The following is a 15,113-nucleotide window of genomic DNA, read 5'->3' on the forward strand; positions in this document are numbered from 1 at the left end:
AAAGATGCTTATTTTCTAAAAGAGATTGCCTATTATGTACTGAAACGCCAGAAATAGGAGGTACTGGATGGAACAGCTTAAGCAACTTGCCGCTAACTCCGTTTTATGGGTGAGCTTTCTGGCGTGGTTTATTGCCCAGGCGTCCAAGGTGGTTTTGACGGTATTGACCCATAAAAAATTGGACCTGCGCAGGTTTGTGGGTTCAGGCGGCATGCCCAGCTCTCATACGGCTCTTGTAGTTTCGCTGGCCACTGCACTTGGAGAAATAAACGGCTATGACTCCTATATATTTGCGTTATCCCTGGTATTCGCTTTCGTGGTCATGTACGATGCGGCGGGGGTAAGAAGGGCAGCCGGAAAGCAGGCTGCCGTGCTCAATGAAATAGTAGAAAGGTTACAGGAAGGTAAGGATGTTCCGCAGGAGAAGTTGAAGGAGTTCATCGGCCATACGCCCATAGAAGTCATTGTGGGCGCCGTTTTAGGCTTTGTGATAGCTAAACTGTTGGTCTAAAATTTGAATTTGTGAGGGTGTTATGATATAATACTATTCCAGAAAACAATCTCATGCGTGGTGGTGCAGTATTCTAGTCAGCCCGGCCAATTTTGAAGACGGGCCTAAAAATCCGTCAAGGGCACATCGATGAAGTTCCTGGTGCTGGCTCTCGACGCCCAGTCGGGGGTTGGTGCTGGGAGTTAAGGAAGGTGGGCGATCCGCAAAGGCATGCGGGCGTTGACCCACTTTCCGCGGAGACCCAAGCTGGTGGTAACCATCGGTTGCTACTACTTGGGCGTGAACCTGTATCGCGGCGAAAAGCTGTGTACAGTGTAGCCCGCCTTGAGTGGTATGGGTGGATTACAGGTCAGGTTCCTGCGCAATAGGGCCCATTGTGCGGGGACTATTGCTGTATGAAACCCATGCTGCAAAAGAGGCTAGAAATTGGCTGCGGCTGTCGGGGAAAGCCCCTAGACTGCTATACGGTGCGTTGGGGATTACAGTGTGGTCTAAGTGGTGATCCAGTTTTACCGTTGGCGACACGGTAAGGCGGGGTTTAAAGGGAAACCGCTTCTTCGGCGACGGGAAGTACCCTGCCGGGAAATCCTACTGGACCTTAAGCCGCAAAGTCTACCCAACGCATCACCACCACGATACATATTAAGATTTTAAGGTATAGGAGCGTGTATGGCGTTTGTCAAAGGATGATGGTGGCCCTTATAAGAGTAGTAACGGCAAAGGTAAAGCGAAAAAAGACAGCAAAATAAAAAATAAGGGCAAGAACAATAATGGTAAAAATGGCAAAAACGGTAAAAAGCGCAATAACGGATGGCCAGTTAAGGTTTTCATCTTGACCTTTGTTATTGCGTGTGCTTTCAGCTTTTTTTCTGAAGTTACAATTCGAAGGATAGACGATTTGATACTGGCCATACTCATATTGTTGTTCATTGTATCCATAGGCGTAGTTTTTGATATAATAGGCATTGCAGTGGCATCAGCATCTGAGGTACCGTTTGTATCAATGGCATCCAAAAAAGTGCGCGGTGCCAGAGAGGCTATACGCCTTATAAGGAATGCGGATCAGGTCAGCAGCTTTTGTAACGATGTGGTGGGCGATATATGCGGAATTATCAGCGGTGCCGCAGGAAGCGTTTTGATCATGAAAATCGCATGGACAAACTCGGTATCATTGGAAGAGAGCCTGTTGAGCATAATAATAAGTAGTTTGATTGCTGCTGTCACGGTGGCGGGCAAGGCGCTGGGCAAAAGCTTTGCCATCGCCAATTCCAACAAGGTGGTATACTATACGGCATACTTCTTGTCGTTATTCACCAGAGACGAAAGGCTGAGCGGCAAGAGAAGCTCTCAAAGCAATGCATTCATGAAAGCGAGAGAGAATTAGATGGATAGATACCCTCTGCTGAAGCGCATTGATTCACCGAAAGATTTAAAATGTTTAAATATAGATGAATTAAAGCAATTGGCGGAAGAGATAAGGCAATTCCTGCTGGAGAAGGTGTCCAGGACGGGGGGACACCTGGCTTCAAATCTCGGCGTGGTGGAGCTGACCATAGCGCTTCACTACGTGTTTAACAGCCCCTTTGACAAGATCATCTGGGATGTGGGACATCAGGCATATGTGCACAAGATACTGACGGGGAGAAGAGAGCAGTTCGATTCATTGCGCCAGTTTGGGGGCTTGAGCGGTTTTCCAAAGCGCAGCGAAAGCGTGCATGATGTGTTTGATACAGGGCACAGCAGCACCTCTATATCGGCTGCACTGGGCATGGCACGTGCCAGAGATTTAAAGAATGAAAAGTACAGCGTGGTAGCGGTAATCGGCGATGGTGCGCTGACGGGCGGCATGGCCTTTGAGGCCCTAAACGATGCCGGCCATTCCAAGACCAACCTTATGGTTGTGCTCAATGACAACGAGATGTCCATATCTGAAAATGTAGGCGCTTTGGCTGCTTATCTATCAAAGCTCAGGTCAAATCCCAGGTACACCAGGGTTAAAAAGGGGATAGATTCGCTGGTTCGCAAAATTCCATGGGTGGGGCAGTATTCTGCCAATTTGATTGAAAGATTTAAGAACAGCTTTAAGTATCTCGTGATCTCGGGGATGTTCTTCGAGCAGATGGGATTTACCTATATAGGCCCTATTGACGGTCACAACCTGGCAGCGCTAATTGATGTAATGAAGAGGGCTACCATGGTGGAGGGACCTGTATTCATCCATGTGGTCACCAAAAAGGGCAAGGGGTATGCTTTTGCTGAGAAAAAACCCGAGCTGTTTCATGGGGTTCCTCCTTTTGATGTGCAAAGCGGCGAAATAAGTGCAAAAGGTGAGGTTACCTTTTCTCAGGCTTTTGGCCAGCATTTAGTGGAGATGGCGCAGCGGGACCCAAGGATTGTGGCCATTACGGCGGCCATGCCGGAAGGTACGGGCCTGGTTGAGTTTAAGAAGCGATTTCCAAATCGCTTTTTTGATGTGGGCATCGCTGAGCAGCACGCCGTCACAATGGCTGCTGGGCTGGCGGCCAACGGCTTTAGGCCATATGTGGCCATCTACTCTACTTTTTTGCAGCGCGCATATGACCAGATACTACACGATGTATGCCTCCAGAATCTTCCGGTGGTGCTGGCGGTGGATAGAGCCGGCATAGTGGGGGAAGACGGGGAAACCCATCAAGGGGTGTTTGATATAAGCTACTTGCGGCATATACCCAACATCACTGTGATGGCTCCCAAGAATATAGATGAGCTTAAAGAGATGCTGGACTATTCCTTGACGATGGAAGGGCCTGTGGCCATTCGCTATCCCAAAGGGAATACAGGGATAGACAATATTTTTCCTGCAAAGCCGCTTGAGGGATTAAAATGGGAAACTATGGTAAACGGAAGCGATTGTTGCATATTTAGCTTTGGCAGGATGCTAAAGGTGGCTTTGGAAGTTGCCAGCATCCTCAGAAGGGACGGTATAAGCGCTCGCGTGATAAACGCCAGGATTATCAAGCCGCTGGATGAGCAGCTGCTTATGGATATCTCAAATCGCATAAACAAATGGATCACGCTGGAGGATACCGTCATTCAGGGAGGGTTTGGGAGCAGCATAAATGAGTTCGTTGCGGCCCATCAGCTCCCTGTATCTGTAATGAATCTGGGCGTAGGCGATCGATTTGTCCCACATGGTTCGGTGGAGCGTTTGCTCAGACAGCTGGGACTTGATTCCAACAGCGTGGCGTTTAAAGTGAAAAAATTCTTGAGCGGATATAGAAAGAGGGCGTATGTCAACTTCTAAAGAGCGATTGGATGTGCTGCTTGTCAGGAAAAATTTGATAGAAAGTCGAGAGAAAGCAAAGGCCGCTATAATGGCTGGGCTGGTGTATGTTGGGGGTAAAAAGGTAGACAAGCCTGGAACCCTGGTAAGGGTTGACGAAGAGGTCACCATCAAAGGAGACCCAATTCCATATGTAAGCCGCGGTGGCCTTAAGCTGGAAAGGGCGCTCAAAGTCTTTAATGTATCCGTTGAGGGAAGAGTGTTTATTGACGTTGGGGCCTCAACAGGAGGTTTTACGCATTGCCTCCTTCTAAACGGCGCTAAAAAGGTCTATGCAATAGATGTGGGGTATGGGCAGCTGGCTTGGCAATTGAGGCAAGACCAGCGCGTGGTGGTGATGGAGCGAACCAACATCCGGTATGTCACTCCTGACATGTTTGATGACCCAATACAGGGTGCCACAATAGATGTATCGTTTATATCTTTGAAGCTGGTGCTTCCCGTGGTTAAAGAATTAGTCTCCGAGGGCAGCGATATCATAGCTCTCATCAAGCCGCAGTTTGAAGCAGGAAGGGAAAAGGTGGGCAAAAAGGGGGTAGTGAAGGACCCACGCGTTCACGCTGAGGTCCTTTTGGGGTTTATAGAGATGTGCCGGCAGCTCGGGGTTACACTTTATGATATTACCTATTCCCCCATTACCGGGCCGGAAGGCAACATCGAGTTTCTGGCCCATGTATGCAAAGACGCTGCCTCCCCGGTCATATATGTGACTCCACAAAGAGCGGAGCAGGTGGTCGAAGAGGCTCACTGGGAACTCTTGCATGGTCAGTGAGGAGGTGCCGCGTGAAAAACATTGGTGTCATACCCAATTTTTCTAAAGACCCAGGAGGGGTTCAAACCAGTTCCATCGTATCAAAGATAGAGCAAAAGGGAATGCAACCCATCGTCCTGCCGGAAGTTTATCAGGTTATAAAGGCCGGGAAGGTTGTCGAAAAAGAAGATTTCTACAGCATGTCGGATTTTATATTTGTGTTGGGCGGGGACGGTACCCTGCTGAGAGCAGCCAGGCAGGCTTGCAAGTATGGCCTGCCTATTTTGGGTATAAATATGGGACGGCTGGGTTTTCTCACCGAGGTGGAGGTTTCGGATATAGACGGGGCGCTTGACTCTCTTCTGTCTGGCGACTATTATATTGAACGGCGTATGATGCTCAAGGCAAAGCTGGTGCGGCAGGGGATGGAGGCGTATGAGCTGGTAGCTTTAAATGATATAGCCATTGCTAAAGCCTCTTTTGCGCGGATCATACACCTTAAGGTCTTCATCAACGGCGAGTTTGTGGGGTATTATCCCGCAGATGGAATTCTGGTATCCAGCCCTACCGGCTCAACGGCTTATTCCTTGTCTGCCGGCGGCCCCATAATCAATCCAGGCATGGAGTGCCTCCTGCTCACGCCTATATGTCCCCATGCCTTGAGCGCCAGAGCCATCGTCACCGACAGCAAAGACGAGATCAATATAGTGGTGGCTGATAAAAGCCGCGATGTCTTGCTGACGGTTGATGGACAGGAAGGAGTGCCGGTATACAAGGGGGACAATATAGTCATAACTAAAGCCGAGGTGGAGACCAGGCTTGTACGTATACGGCGGCGTAGCTTTTTTAACCTGCTCAGGGACAAGATGGCAGAGAGGTTGTCCGATTTGCCAGAGGCAGGAGGAGGTGGGAGAGAGGAATGAAGCTGCAGCGCCATGCCAAGATATTGGAACTTATACAGCAAAAGGATATTGAGACACAGGAGGAACTGGCAGAAGAGCTTCGGAACCACGGGTTTGATGTCACTCAGGCTACCGTATCCCGGGATATCAAGGAATTGCGGCTCATTAAGGTTCTCACTCCTGCGGGGACTTACAAGTACGCCACCATGAGCAAAATAGATTCCCAAAACTGGGAAAAGTTGATACGCGTCTTTGCTGAGTCGGTTACCTCCATAGACTATGCCAATAATCTGATTGTGGTGAAGACGCTTTCGGGCAATGCACAAGCAGCAGCGGCGGCCATTGATGCACTTAACTGGCCAGAGATTTTGGGGTGTGTAGCCGGGGATGACACCATCCTTGTGGTGGTGAGAGATGCCGATAAGGCAAAGGATGTGATGGAGCGTTTCAAAAAGTTGAGCCGCTATACGAGTTGAGGGGATGGCTGCGTGTTGTTTCGATGACAGGTGTGGGGGTGCCTTCATGCTTAGCCACTTGTCCATACGAAACGTGGCTCTGATTGACAACCTTACAATTGAATTCTGTGATGGGTTCAACGTCCTCACCGGAGAGACCGGTACTGGGAAGTCCATCATCGTCGATGCCATAGGGTTGATACTGGGCGAGAGGGCTGACAGAGAGCTGATCCAGAGTGGAAAGGATTATGCCCAGGTAGAAGGCTTGTTTTATTTAAAACGCCCCGAAAAGGTAGCACCTATCCTTGAACAGTATGGTGTTCCAATTGAAGATGACGGCACTTTGCTGCTAATGCGCCAGCTTTCGCGCAGCGGTCGAAATATATGCCGCATAAACGGACAGATGGTGACCCTCTCCGTCTTAAAAGAGGTAGGACAACACCTGGTGGACATACATGGCCAGCATCAGCATCAATCGCTGCTTAATGTTGAATACCACATCGAGATTCTGGATCGCCTGGGCGGGGATGTCATAGCTCTGCTTAAGCAGCAGGTGGGGCAGCTGTATTCTCAATGGAAGGCTGTAAGGCGTGAGATGGAGGAACTGATAAACCTCGAAAGAGATGGGGAACGCATGAAGGACCTTTTAAGCTACCAGATAAACGAAATTGAAGCAGCCAATCTGAAAGTGGGTGAGGATGTCGAGCTCGTCAATGAACGCTCTTTGTTGCAGAATGCCGAAAAGATTATGAGTGTGGTTCAGGAGGCCTATGACGTGTTATATAGGGGCAGTACTACAGGGACGGCGGTGTTTGACCAGCTGGCCAGCGTGAGGGACCGGTTTGCTCAGATAGCCCAGTTCAACGAGGTCTTTGCGCGTATATCGCATGACATTGAAAACATATATTACCAGTTAGAGGACATCATAGACAGGATAAGGAATTACAGGGACAGCTTTGACTATGACCCTGACAGGCTCAATGAAATCGAGTCCCGCCTGTCCTTGATCCATTCTTTGAAGAGGAAATATGGCCCTACTATCGAAGAAATCCTGGCGCTTAAAGAGAAACTTCAGCAGCAGCTGCTTACCATTGAAAGTAGCCAGGAAAAGCTGGAGCAGCTGAGGCTGCAAGAACGCAAAATCTATGGTAAGCTGGTAGAGGCCTGCATTGAGCTTTCACGTAAGAGAAGGGAACTGGCTGAGGTGTTCGAGCAGCAGCTGGTGTGTCAACTGAAAGAATTGGGGATGGAGAAGACCAGGTTCAAAGTGGAGATATCGAGTCCCGACTTGGGCAGCTTTGCTGAAGGCCGGCTTGAAGCATCGGCTTCAAACTACATTACCTCCCAGGGATTTGACAGGGTCGAATTTTTGATATCGCCCAACCCTGGAGAGCCGCTTAAGCCGCTGGCAAAAATCATATCAGGCGGTGAGATGTCCAGGGTGATGCTGGCTTTCAAGACGGTACTGGCTGAAAAGGACGACATACCGACCCTGATCTTTGATGAGATAGATACAGGGATAAGCGGGCGGATAGCCAGCGTGGTGGCCGAAAAGATAAATGAGCTGTCGCGTTCTCATCAGGTGATATGCATAACACACCTGCCTCAGATTGCCGTCATGGCAGATAAGCACTACAGGATTGAGAAAAAGGTTTGTGATGGGCGCACTGTAACGCATGTGCACCTATTGGACGATCAGGAACGCCAGATAGAGATAGCCAAATTGATAGGGGGAACGGAGGTCAGCCAGATAGGGCTGGAACACGCACAGGAACTAATTGATACAGCTCGCAAGATCAAACAAGCGGTAAATTGACATAAAAGGGCTAAATGCCCTTTTATTTTTTTGCCTTTTTTTGCACTGCAACGCTCTGAATAATTCGTTTTTTTTGAGGTTAACTTAAGTTTATGAATCTCAATTCAACAAATAGGACAGGAGAATGTGGCAGCTATGGAGAGATGTAGAACTAAGAAACTGGTAGGAATATTTCTGGCATTGATATTTTTATTTATAAACTATTCTCCCTGGATTCAGAACTTGAGGAATATACCTTCAGAACTTCAAATTTTTGAGGGCGATGCCCACATCCTCAACATCGGGTTGCCGCTTATCGTAAAGATTGAGACCGACAACGTCAATGTTCTAAAATTCAACGGCAATTCCCTGAAGGACCAGCCAAATTATAACATGGCGCGGCCTTTAGCTATACAAACGGTAAACGAAGGCAGCGCTGAACTCATATTTAAACTCTTTGGCGTTATCCCCATCAAGCAGATGAAGGTGAAAGTAGAGCCGGTCAAAAGGGTATTTCCTGGTGGTAACTCTATAGGCGTCTCCATGTATACCCAGGGAGCGCTGGTGGTTGGCATATCCGAGGTCATGGACCCTGAGGGGTTCACCCATTATCCGGCCAGTGAAGCCGGTTTGAGGCCGGGAGATGTAATTGAAAAGGTCAACGGCATCACGGTAGAAAATGCAGATCACCTTTCAAGGCTGGTAAATCAGGTGAAGGAAAAGGGACTTGAGCTGGAAGTGAGAAGGGGTAACACCATATTCAAAACCCATATAGTGCCTGTTAGGGATATGCACGACTCAAAGTACAGGCTGGGTATCTGGGTGCGCGACAGCACTGCCGGGGTTGGTACACTTACATTTTACGACCCTGATACCGGATGCTTTGGCGCTCTGGGCCATGCTATTACAGATATCGACACCGGCGTTTTGCTGTCGGTAAAAAATGGCGAAATAGTGCAGTCCACCATAATAGATGTCAAACAGGGCAGGCGCGGTGAACCGGGGGAGCTCAAAGGCGTCTTTTCAAGTAAGCAAAGAGCTATGGGCAATATCCTACGTAATACCCAGTACGGGATATACGGAAAGATGTACCGTCCTTTGCCAGAGTTTTACTATGACAGGCCGCTGCCGGTATGTTCCCAGTACGATGTAAAGGTAGGTAAGGCAAGCATACTGACCACGGTGGACGAAGAGGGTGTAAAAGAGTTTGAAATTCGAATAGTCAAGGTAAACGTTCAACAGCATCCCAGCTCCAAGGGGATGGTCATAGAGATTACAGACCCCGAACTGCTTGCGCGAACCGGGGGGATTGTGCAGGGGATGAGCGGCAGTCCAATTATTCAGGATGGAAAGATTGTAGGTGCCATTACGCACGTATTTGTAAATAACCCTAAAAGGGGATACGGGATATTCATAGAGTGGATGCTGAAGGAATGCCAGAAAATCCTCGATTAATGCGGAAGTTTGGTGTTTCTCCACGGCGGCAGATCTGGCAAAAAAAGTGGTAAACCGACAATTGTTTTTTTAAGGCACAGGCAGGAAATTTTATGCATCTGTCGAATAAAGATTAGATAAAAGATGGTCGGAGTTTGTATGTTTTGATTGATGGGGGGTATATTTACAATGAAAAATAATATAAAAGTGTTGTTAGCGGATGATAACAGGGAATTCTGTGATATTATCAGTGAGTATTTGGAGAAACAGGATGATATGGAAGTTGTGGGAATAGCAAACGATGGAATAGAGGTTCTTGAGATGGTTCCCAAAATAAAGCCGGATGTAATCGTTCTGGATATCATAATGCCCCATCTCGATGGGTTGGGTGTCTTGGAACGGTTGAATAGCCACGATTTAGAGCAACCACCAAAAATTATAGTATTATCGGCGGTTGGGCAAGACAAGATTACCCAGCGCGCCATCGCACTGGGGGCAGACTATTATATGGTTAAGCCCTTTGATATGGAAGTGTTTGTGAGAAGGATCCGCGAGGTGGTACTGGGGCTCTCACCCGATGTGGGAACACATGTATTTTCTGTCAGCCAGTCGGCCCAGAGCTACCAGGCTTCAATTCCTACATTGAACAGGCGTGTCTATGAGAGGCAGTCTTCAATTGAGGCCGATGTCACCAACATCATCCATGAGATAGGGGTACCTGCTCACATTAAAGGGTATCATTACTTGAGAGAGGCTATACTGCTGGTGATAAACAACATGGACCTTCTAGGAGGAATTACCAAGGAGCTTTATCCCATGATTGCCGAGAAATTCAATACCACCCCCAGCAGAGTGGAAAGGGCTATACGCCATGCTATCGAGGTGGCATGGAACAGGGGCCGCATAGAGACCATAAACAAGATATTTGGATATACCGTCCATGATGAAAAGGGCAAGCCCACCAATGGTGAGTTCATCGCCATGATAGCTGACAGGCTGAGGCTGCAGATGAAATTTTCGGCTCACTAGTATTGGTTCACTAGAGTAGTGTTAAAAGAGATCTGATGGGTGCCGTGGATGAATTGTGAGTTTAATCACCGAACTTTTTATAATGCCACCGCTATAAATGGTGATTAGTTCAATGTAAATGGCGTAAACTCTAGCGCCTCATACTGGGATATGTCAAGGGCAGCGAAAAATTCGCTGCCTTATTTTTTATGCATATTTAATGTGGTAATGCAAACCATATATGTATGGATATTGATTTACAACCAATGGAAGCCGAGGGTGTTGGATTTTATGATTAAAGGTCGAGCAAAGAAGGACAGGCGCACCAAAAACCTCATTGGACGGCTTATGCCGGGCGATATAGCGGTGATATACCATCAAGACCTGGATGAGGTTGCGGCCTTACATCTGGTGGAAAAAAGGGTAAAGGCCGTCATAAATGGAGCTTTGTCCATAAGTGGACGATATCCCAACCAGGGGCCAAAAATCCTTTCAGAGGCAGGTATACCCATTATCGACAATATTGGCCAGGAAGCCTTTGATCATATACAGGACGAGGATTATCTAGAGATAGATGAGAAAGGCCTGTGGGTAAACCACAGGTATTTGTGCGATGTCAAGTTCCTGGATAAGGATGAAGTGGAGAAGAAGATGAAGGAGGCCAGCGAAAACATATGGAGAGTACTCCGCGAGTTCATAGATAACACTTTGGACTATGCTGAAAAGGAAAAGGAGATGGTGATTGGCCCTGTAAAGGTGCCACCCATCAAGACCAGGATGGAAAAGCGCCATGTGCTCATAGTGGCAAGGGGTAGAAACTATATTGAGGATTTAAAGGCCATACGCTCATATATCGATGAGGTACGCCCCGTGATGATTGGCGTGGATGGCGGAGGAGATGCATTGTTGGAGTTTGGCTACAAGCCCGACATAATAATAGGCGATATGGACAGCGTCAGCGATCGCTGTTTAAAAAGCTGTGGCGAAATCGTTGTGCATGCCTATCCCGATGGGCGTTGCCCTGGCATGGAACGAATCCGGGCCCTGGGGCTGGAAGCAGTCGCATTTCCATTTCCGGGTACAAGCGAGGACGTAGCCATGATACTGGCTTATGAGAATAAAGCCGAGTTGATAGTCATGGTGGGCAGCCATAATAGCATGATTGACTTTCTGGAAAAGGGGAGAAAGGGAATGGCCAGCACTCTGCTGGTGAGGATGAAGGTGGGATACAAGGTGGTTGATGCCAAAGGCGTGAGCGAGCTCTATAAAAATCGCATTCAGCCCGGATATATAGCTGCTATATTTGCCGCAGCCATGTTTCCCATTCTGCTCATAGCGCGCATGTCACCGCAGATTCAGGACTTATATCAGCTGATAGCGCTTCGTATAAAGCTATTACTCGGTCTGTAGGTGGAGGAACCATGTTGCATCTTAAATACTACATCATCCTGCTAATCGGAATATTTCTTGCGCTGGGACTTGGAATTTTGATTGGCGTAACGCTTGAGAACAACAACGTGCTGGAAAATCAACAGGAACTCATCATTCGTCAAATAGAAAGGGAATTTGAGGCTTTAAGAAACGAGGCCGACATGCTTAAAAAAACCCTGGCGGAGGTAGAAGAACAGAAAGCCCAGGCAGACTCTACCTGTGAATATTTATTCTCTCGGCTTATAGAGGACAGGTTGCACGGCCTTAAGGTTTCAATTATAAGCCTGGGTCAGGGCGATATTGCTCCTGACTTGATACAGCTCTTGAAGCTGGCCGGAGCGTCGGTTGAGTCCAGCATAACCGTTCAGACCGATTTATATGCAAGGCAGGATTTGAGCGCAGCGTTGGAAGCTTTTTTGCCGAATGGCCAGGACGGTATGGAGAGAAACGGCTTTCACCGTATAGTTGCCGGCGAGTTGGTCTCAAGCCTTATTGAGGGGGCATTTACGCCGCTATCCGTTCGATTAAAGGAGATGAATCTAATTCAAGCTTCCAGCAACCTCAAGCAAAGCAGCGATGTGGTCATATTGAGCGGCAATGGAAAGAATAAAGAGGCACAATCTTTGGAAGAAGGCAGTTTTGATATTGTGCTCATTCAAACTGCGCTCAATATGGGACTGCCCGTTGTGGCGGTAGAGCCATCCTCGGTGGAGGAGAGCGCTATTTCAGAATACGAGGAGTTGGGGGGTTCAACCGTGAGAGATATCGACACGATTTACGGCAAGCTGGCGTTGATATCGATACTGGAAGCCAATAAGCCCGAGTAAGATAGCAGAGCCTGTCTTGTCATCTGAAGGAGGGCATATCAAATGGATAATCGGGATGTGGGGATCGTCATTCCGGCGTATAACGAGGAACAGCGCATTGGCACCACTTTAAGGGCGCTGAAGAGCCTCCCATGGGTTCGCGAGGTTGTGGTGGTGGATGACGGATCAACCGATAATACAGCCCAGGTGGCGCTGAGGGAAGGTGCAAGCCTCATAAAGCTGGCGCGAAACCATGGCAAGGGATATGCTTTACGTCAGGGATTAAAAGCTGTATCCAGCCCCATTGTGCTGGTTTTGGATGCCGACCTGGGGCAGAGCGCCATTGAGGCGGCAAAGCTGATACAGCCCATCAGGGAAGGCATGGCTGATGTGGCAATTGCGCGATTTGCGGCTCTACCCGACAGACACGGCTTTGGCCTGGTAAAGGGGCTGTCCAGAATAGGGGTACGGCTTTTGACGGGAAAGGATTTGAATGCCGTGCTTTCGGGCCAGCGCGCTTTCAGAAGAGAGGCCATAAACCCGGAGTTTTTTAAATATAAGAGGTTTGGCATAGAATTTGGGATGACGGTGGATTTGCTCAACCATGGTCTCAGGATATGCGAGGTGGACGTTGAGATGTCCCATCGCGTCACAGGGTTGGACCTTGCAGGGATACTGCACAGGGCAAAGCAGTTTAAGGACATATTTGCCGTTCTGATGGTCAAGCTGTGGGAAAAGGCGGGGACGAAAAAGGTATATGAGGTTGATTGATCAAATCGCGTCGCTGGTGCTGTCCTGCTTTGCTGTACGGTTTTTTATGCCTCGCATCTTTAAAATGCTGAAAACCAGGGGAATGATTGTAAAAAATTATAGGGGGCAGCCTGTTGTCACATCCATGGGCTTGACCTTCATCTTTCCATGCGCCTTGAGCATCATCCCCTTTATGGTTGCAGGAATTGAGCCGGAGCATATGGCATTTTTAACAGTTGTGACCTCGCTGACGCTGACCGGTTTCATAGACGATGTGCTGGGGGAGGCGACCATAAAGGGCATAAAGGGTCATGTGGCTGAACTCATTAAGGGCAGGATATCTACAGGGGGAGTCAAGCTCATAATAACGGTATTGGTGGGGATGTTTGTATCCTGCTGTTATCACAAAAGCCTGATAGCCTGGGGAGTTTATGCGCTGTTATTTTCGCTGCTTGTCAATTTCATAAATCTTATGGATTTAAGGCCGGGGCGCGCCATTAAAGCATTTCTGCTGGCCGTTATTTTCTTCATGATGTTAGGGGGATTTTCAAATGTTTGGATAGTAATGCCGGTTTTGGCTGCTCTACCCTTTTATATGAAAGGTGAGATGGAGGAGAAGTACATGCTGGGAGATACAGGGGCCAATCTTTTAGGGGGAATAGCCGGTTTTTACGCCGTCAAAGCTGTACCATTGGCGCCGGCAGCTGTGATGGCGGCGGTGCTGCTGTCAATTCATGTGATAGCCGAGTACTACTCTCTATCCAGATTTATAGAGTCGATTCCCGTGCTGCGGTTTATCGATCAATTGTGGAGGTTGAAAACAGATGGGGATACAGGCATGGATAGAGCTTAAAAGAGGAGTGGTAAAGGAAATAGTGGAGCGAAATGAAAACGGTACAACCGTTGTCAAGCTTGAGGTTGATCATCCATCCAAGCTAGCAATAGTATACGTGCCATTAACTGGAGCGGTTGACATAGGAGATGAGGTACTGGTCAACACCACCGCATGCAGCCTGGGCCTGGGCACAGGGGGTTATCACTTTGTGGTGTGCAACCTCAATGTGAAGGATAACGCTTTTGTCAGTAGAGGTCACGGCATGAAGCTGAAATATACTCCTCTTCAGATGCAGCTTCTGTTGTCCGAGGAGGAAAAAAGCCCACATCATGCCTATTACAACCAGCCGATTGATTTTCGTGGCAAGCTGGTGTATGTCGGAGAGCTGCACAGCATGCTGCCTCCGCTATGCGCCTACCTGAAGTACTTTTCCGGTGGTAGCATATCTATTGCGTATGTAATGACAGATCACGGGGCACTGCCCATAAACTTCAGCCGAAACGTCGGCCTGCTCAAAAAGAAAGGGTTACTGGATGTTACCGTCACCTCAGGCAATGCCTTTGGTGGGGACTATGAGTGTGTAAACATATACACTGCCCTGAAGGCTGCCCTCAATGTGGCCAACTGCGACGTGGCTGTTGTGGCCATGGGGCCTGGCATACTGGGGACCGGCACCACATTTGGGTTCAGCGGTCTGGAGCTGGGGCTATATGTCAACCTGGTGGCGGCCTTGGGAGGGCATGTGGTGTACATACCGCGGGTGGGGTTTGGCGATGCTAGAGAAAGGCATGTTGGAATAAGCCACCATTCTCTGACGGTGCTCAGGGACATTATCCAATACCCTCTTCCCCTTGTGTTGCCTTTGATGGATAAATCAAGGCAAAGAAGAGTTGTAAAGCAGCTTAAAAGCAACGGGCTGCTCGCCAAGTACAGAACGATTTTTCTAAGCGGCAGGGATATAAGAAGAGCTTTGGAGCATTATGGCCTTGTTCCCACCACTATGGGTAGGGGCATCGATGAGGAGCCCTATTTTTTTTATACCCTGGGAGCAGCGGCGCGCTATGGTTTGGTGGAGGTTCTAAAAAGATGACAATCATAGTAAGTAAAGGACAG

At 48.4% G+C, this 15,113-nt stretch carries 16 protein-coding genes; 15 read left to right on the plus strand and 1 reads right to left on the minus strand.

Annotated features, from left to right (window positions below):
* Nucleotides 1-67 precede the first annotated feature (67 nt).
* Nucleotides 68-511 carry a divergent PAP2 family protein gene (locus tag BM241_RS04140; protein WP_025746508.1) on the plus strand — a complete coding sequence of 148 codons (444 nt, stop codon included), beginning with the start codon at nt 68-70 and terminating at the stop codon, nt 509-511.
* A gap of 51 nt (nt 512-562) precedes the next feature.
* Here BM241_RS04140 and BM241_RS12370 read toward each other — a convergent pair whose 3' ends face one another.
* A complete protein-coding gene (locus BM241_RS12370; RefSeq protein ID WP_156925021.1) occupies nt 563-739 on the minus strand; it encodes a hypothetical protein in 177 nt (58 codons plus the stop codon).
* Between the two features lie 109 nt (nt 740-848).
* Here BM241_RS12370 and BM241_RS12375 point away from each other — a divergent pair, with 109 nt between their 5' ends.
* The 14 genes from BM241_RS12375 (at nt 849) to BM241_RS04210 (ending at nt 15,090) form a co-directional block, all read left to right on the plus strand.
* Nucleotides 849-1,013, plus strand: a complete 165-nt coding sequence (locus BM241_RS12375) for a hypothetical protein (RefSeq protein ID WP_177206085.1) — start codon at nt 849-851, stop codon at nt 1,011-1,013.
* Between the two features lie 174 nt (nt 1,014-1,187).
* On the plus strand, nt 1,188-1,895 hold the full coding sequence (locus BM241_RS04150; RefSeq protein ID WP_092282086.1) for a CNNM metal transporter family protein: 708 nt from the start codon (nt 1,188-1,190) through the stop codon (nt 1,893-1,895).
* A 15-nt stretch (nt 1,896-1,910) separates the two neighbouring features.
* A complete protein-coding gene (dxs, locus tag BM241_RS04155; protein ID WP_092282109.1) occupies nt 1,911-3,794 on the plus strand; it encodes a 1-deoxy-D-xylulose-5-phosphate synthase in 1,884 nt (627 codons plus the stop codon).
* A complete protein-coding gene (locus BM241_RS04160; RefSeq protein ID WP_025746512.1) occupies nt 3,781-4,605 on the plus strand; it encodes a TlyA family RNA methyltransferase in 825 nt (274 codons plus the stop codon). Before dxs ends, BM241_RS04160 begins: the two co-directional genes overlap by 14 nt.
* Nucleotides 4,606-4,616: 11 nt before the next feature.
* Nucleotides 4,617-5,507, plus strand: a complete 891-nt coding sequence (locus BM241_RS04165) for an NAD(+)/NADH kinase (RefSeq protein WP_025746513.1) — start codon at nt 4,617-4,619, stop codon at nt 5,505-5,507.
* Nucleotides 5,504-5,962 carry an arginine repressor gene (locus BM241_RS04170; protein ID WP_025746514.1) on the plus strand — a complete coding sequence of 153 codons (459 nt, stop codon included), beginning with the start codon at nt 5,504-5,506 and terminating at the stop codon, nt 5,960-5,962. The genes BM241_RS04165 and BM241_RS04170 overlap by 4 nt, the downstream gene beginning before the upstream one ends.
* A gap of 46 nt (nt 5,963-6,008) precedes the next feature.
* Nucleotides 6,009-7,757 (plus strand): DNA repair protein RecN, encoded by a 1,749-nt coding sequence (gene recN, locus BM241_RS04175; RefSeq protein ID WP_177206086.1) that lies wholly within the window; start codon nt 6,009-6,011, stop codon nt 7,755-7,757.
* A gap of 135 nt (nt 7,758-7,892) precedes the next feature.
* Nucleotides 7,893-9,191: a SpoIVB peptidase gene (spoIVB, locus tag BM241_RS04180; RefSeq protein ID WP_092282088.1), complete on the plus strand. Its 1,299-nt coding sequence runs from the start codon at nt 7,893-7,895 to the stop codon at nt 9,189-9,191.
* Between the two features lie 168 nt (nt 9,192-9,359).
* Nucleotides 9,360-10,199, plus strand: a complete 840-nt coding sequence (gene spo0A, locus BM241_RS04185) for a sporulation transcription factor Spo0A (RefSeq protein ID WP_025746517.1) — start codon at nt 9,360-9,362, stop codon at nt 10,197-10,199.
* Between the two features lie 270 nt (nt 10,200-10,469).
* Nucleotides 10,470-11,588: a putative cytokinetic ring protein SteA gene (gene steA, locus BM241_RS04190; protein ID WP_025746518.1), complete on the plus strand. Its 1,119-nt coding sequence runs from the start codon at nt 10,470-10,472 to the stop codon at nt 11,586-11,588.
* An 11-nt stretch (nt 11,589-11,599) separates the two neighbouring features.
* On the plus strand, nt 11,600-12,436 hold the full coding sequence (locus tag BM241_RS04195; RefSeq protein ID WP_092282090.1) for a copper transporter: 837 nt from the start codon (nt 11,600-11,602) through the stop codon (nt 12,434-12,436).
* A 42-nt stretch (nt 12,437-12,478) separates the two neighbouring features.
* Entirely contained in the window at nt 12,479-13,186 is a 708-nt protein-coding gene (locus tag BM241_RS04200) for a glycosyltransferase family 2 protein (RefSeq protein ID WP_092282091.1), read from the plus strand.
* Nucleotides 13,173-14,018 carry a hypothetical protein gene (locus BM241_RS04205; protein WP_092282092.1) on the plus strand — a complete coding sequence of 282 codons (846 nt, stop codon included), beginning with the start codon at nt 13,173-13,175 and terminating at the stop codon, nt 14,016-14,018. The genes BM241_RS04200 and BM241_RS04205 overlap by 14 nt, the downstream gene beginning before the upstream one ends.
* Nucleotides 13,990-15,090: a DUF3866 family protein gene (locus BM241_RS04210; RefSeq protein ID WP_092282093.1), complete on the plus strand. Its 1,101-nt coding sequence runs from the start codon at nt 13,990-13,992 to the stop codon at nt 15,088-15,090. The genes BM241_RS04205 and BM241_RS04210 overlap by 29 nt, the downstream gene beginning before the upstream one ends.
* The last annotated feature ends 23 nt before the right edge of the window (nt 15,091-15,113 follow it).

The organism is Caldicoprobacter faecalis (assembly GCF_900115765.1).
Classification (GTDB): domain Bacteria; phylum Bacillota; class Clostridia; order Caldicoprobacterales; family Caldicoprobacteraceae; genus Caldicoprobacter; species Caldicoprobacter oshimai.

Coding starts and splice junctions, on each gene's coding strand:
- recN (WP_177206086.1), top strand. CDS start 6,009: ATGCTTAGCCACTTGTCCATACGAAACGTGGCTCTGATTGACAACCTT.
- spoIVB (WP_092282088.1), top strand. CDS start 7,893: ATGGAGAGATGTAGAACTAAGAAACTGGTAGGAATATTTCTGGCATTG.
- BM241_RS04205 (WP_092282092.1), top strand. CDS start 13,173: ATGAGGTTGATTGATCAAATCGCGTCGCTGGTGCTGTCCTGCTTTGCT.
- BM241_RS04195 (WP_092282090.1), top strand. CDS start 11,600: ATGTTGCATCTTAAATACTACATCATCCTGCTAATCGGAATATTTCTT.
- BM241_RS04140 (WP_025746508.1), top strand. CDS start 68: ATGGAACAGCTTAAGCAACTTGCCGCTAACTCCGTTTTATGGGTGAGC.
- spo0A (WP_025746517.1), top strand. CDS start 9,360: ATGAAAAATAATATAAAAGTGTTGTTAGCGGATGATAACAGGGAATTC.
- BM241_RS04200 (WP_092282091.1), top strand. CDS start 12,479: ATGGATAATCGGGATGTGGGGATCGTCATTCCGGCGTATAACGAGGAA.
- BM241_RS04170 (WP_025746514.1), top strand. CDS start 5,504: ATGAAGCTGCAGCGCCATGCCAAGATATTGGAACTTATACAGCAAAAG.
- steA (WP_025746518.1), top strand. CDS start 10,470: ATGATTAAAGGTCGAGCAAAGAAGGACAGGCGCACCAAAAACCTCATT.
- BM241_RS04210 (WP_092282093.1), top strand. CDS start 13,990: ATGGGGATACAGGCATGGATAGAGCTTAAAAGAGGAGTGGTAAAGGAA.
- BM241_RS04160 (WP_025746512.1), top strand. CDS start 3,781: ATGTCAACTTCTAAAGAGCGATTGGATGTGCTGCTTGTCAGGAAAAAT.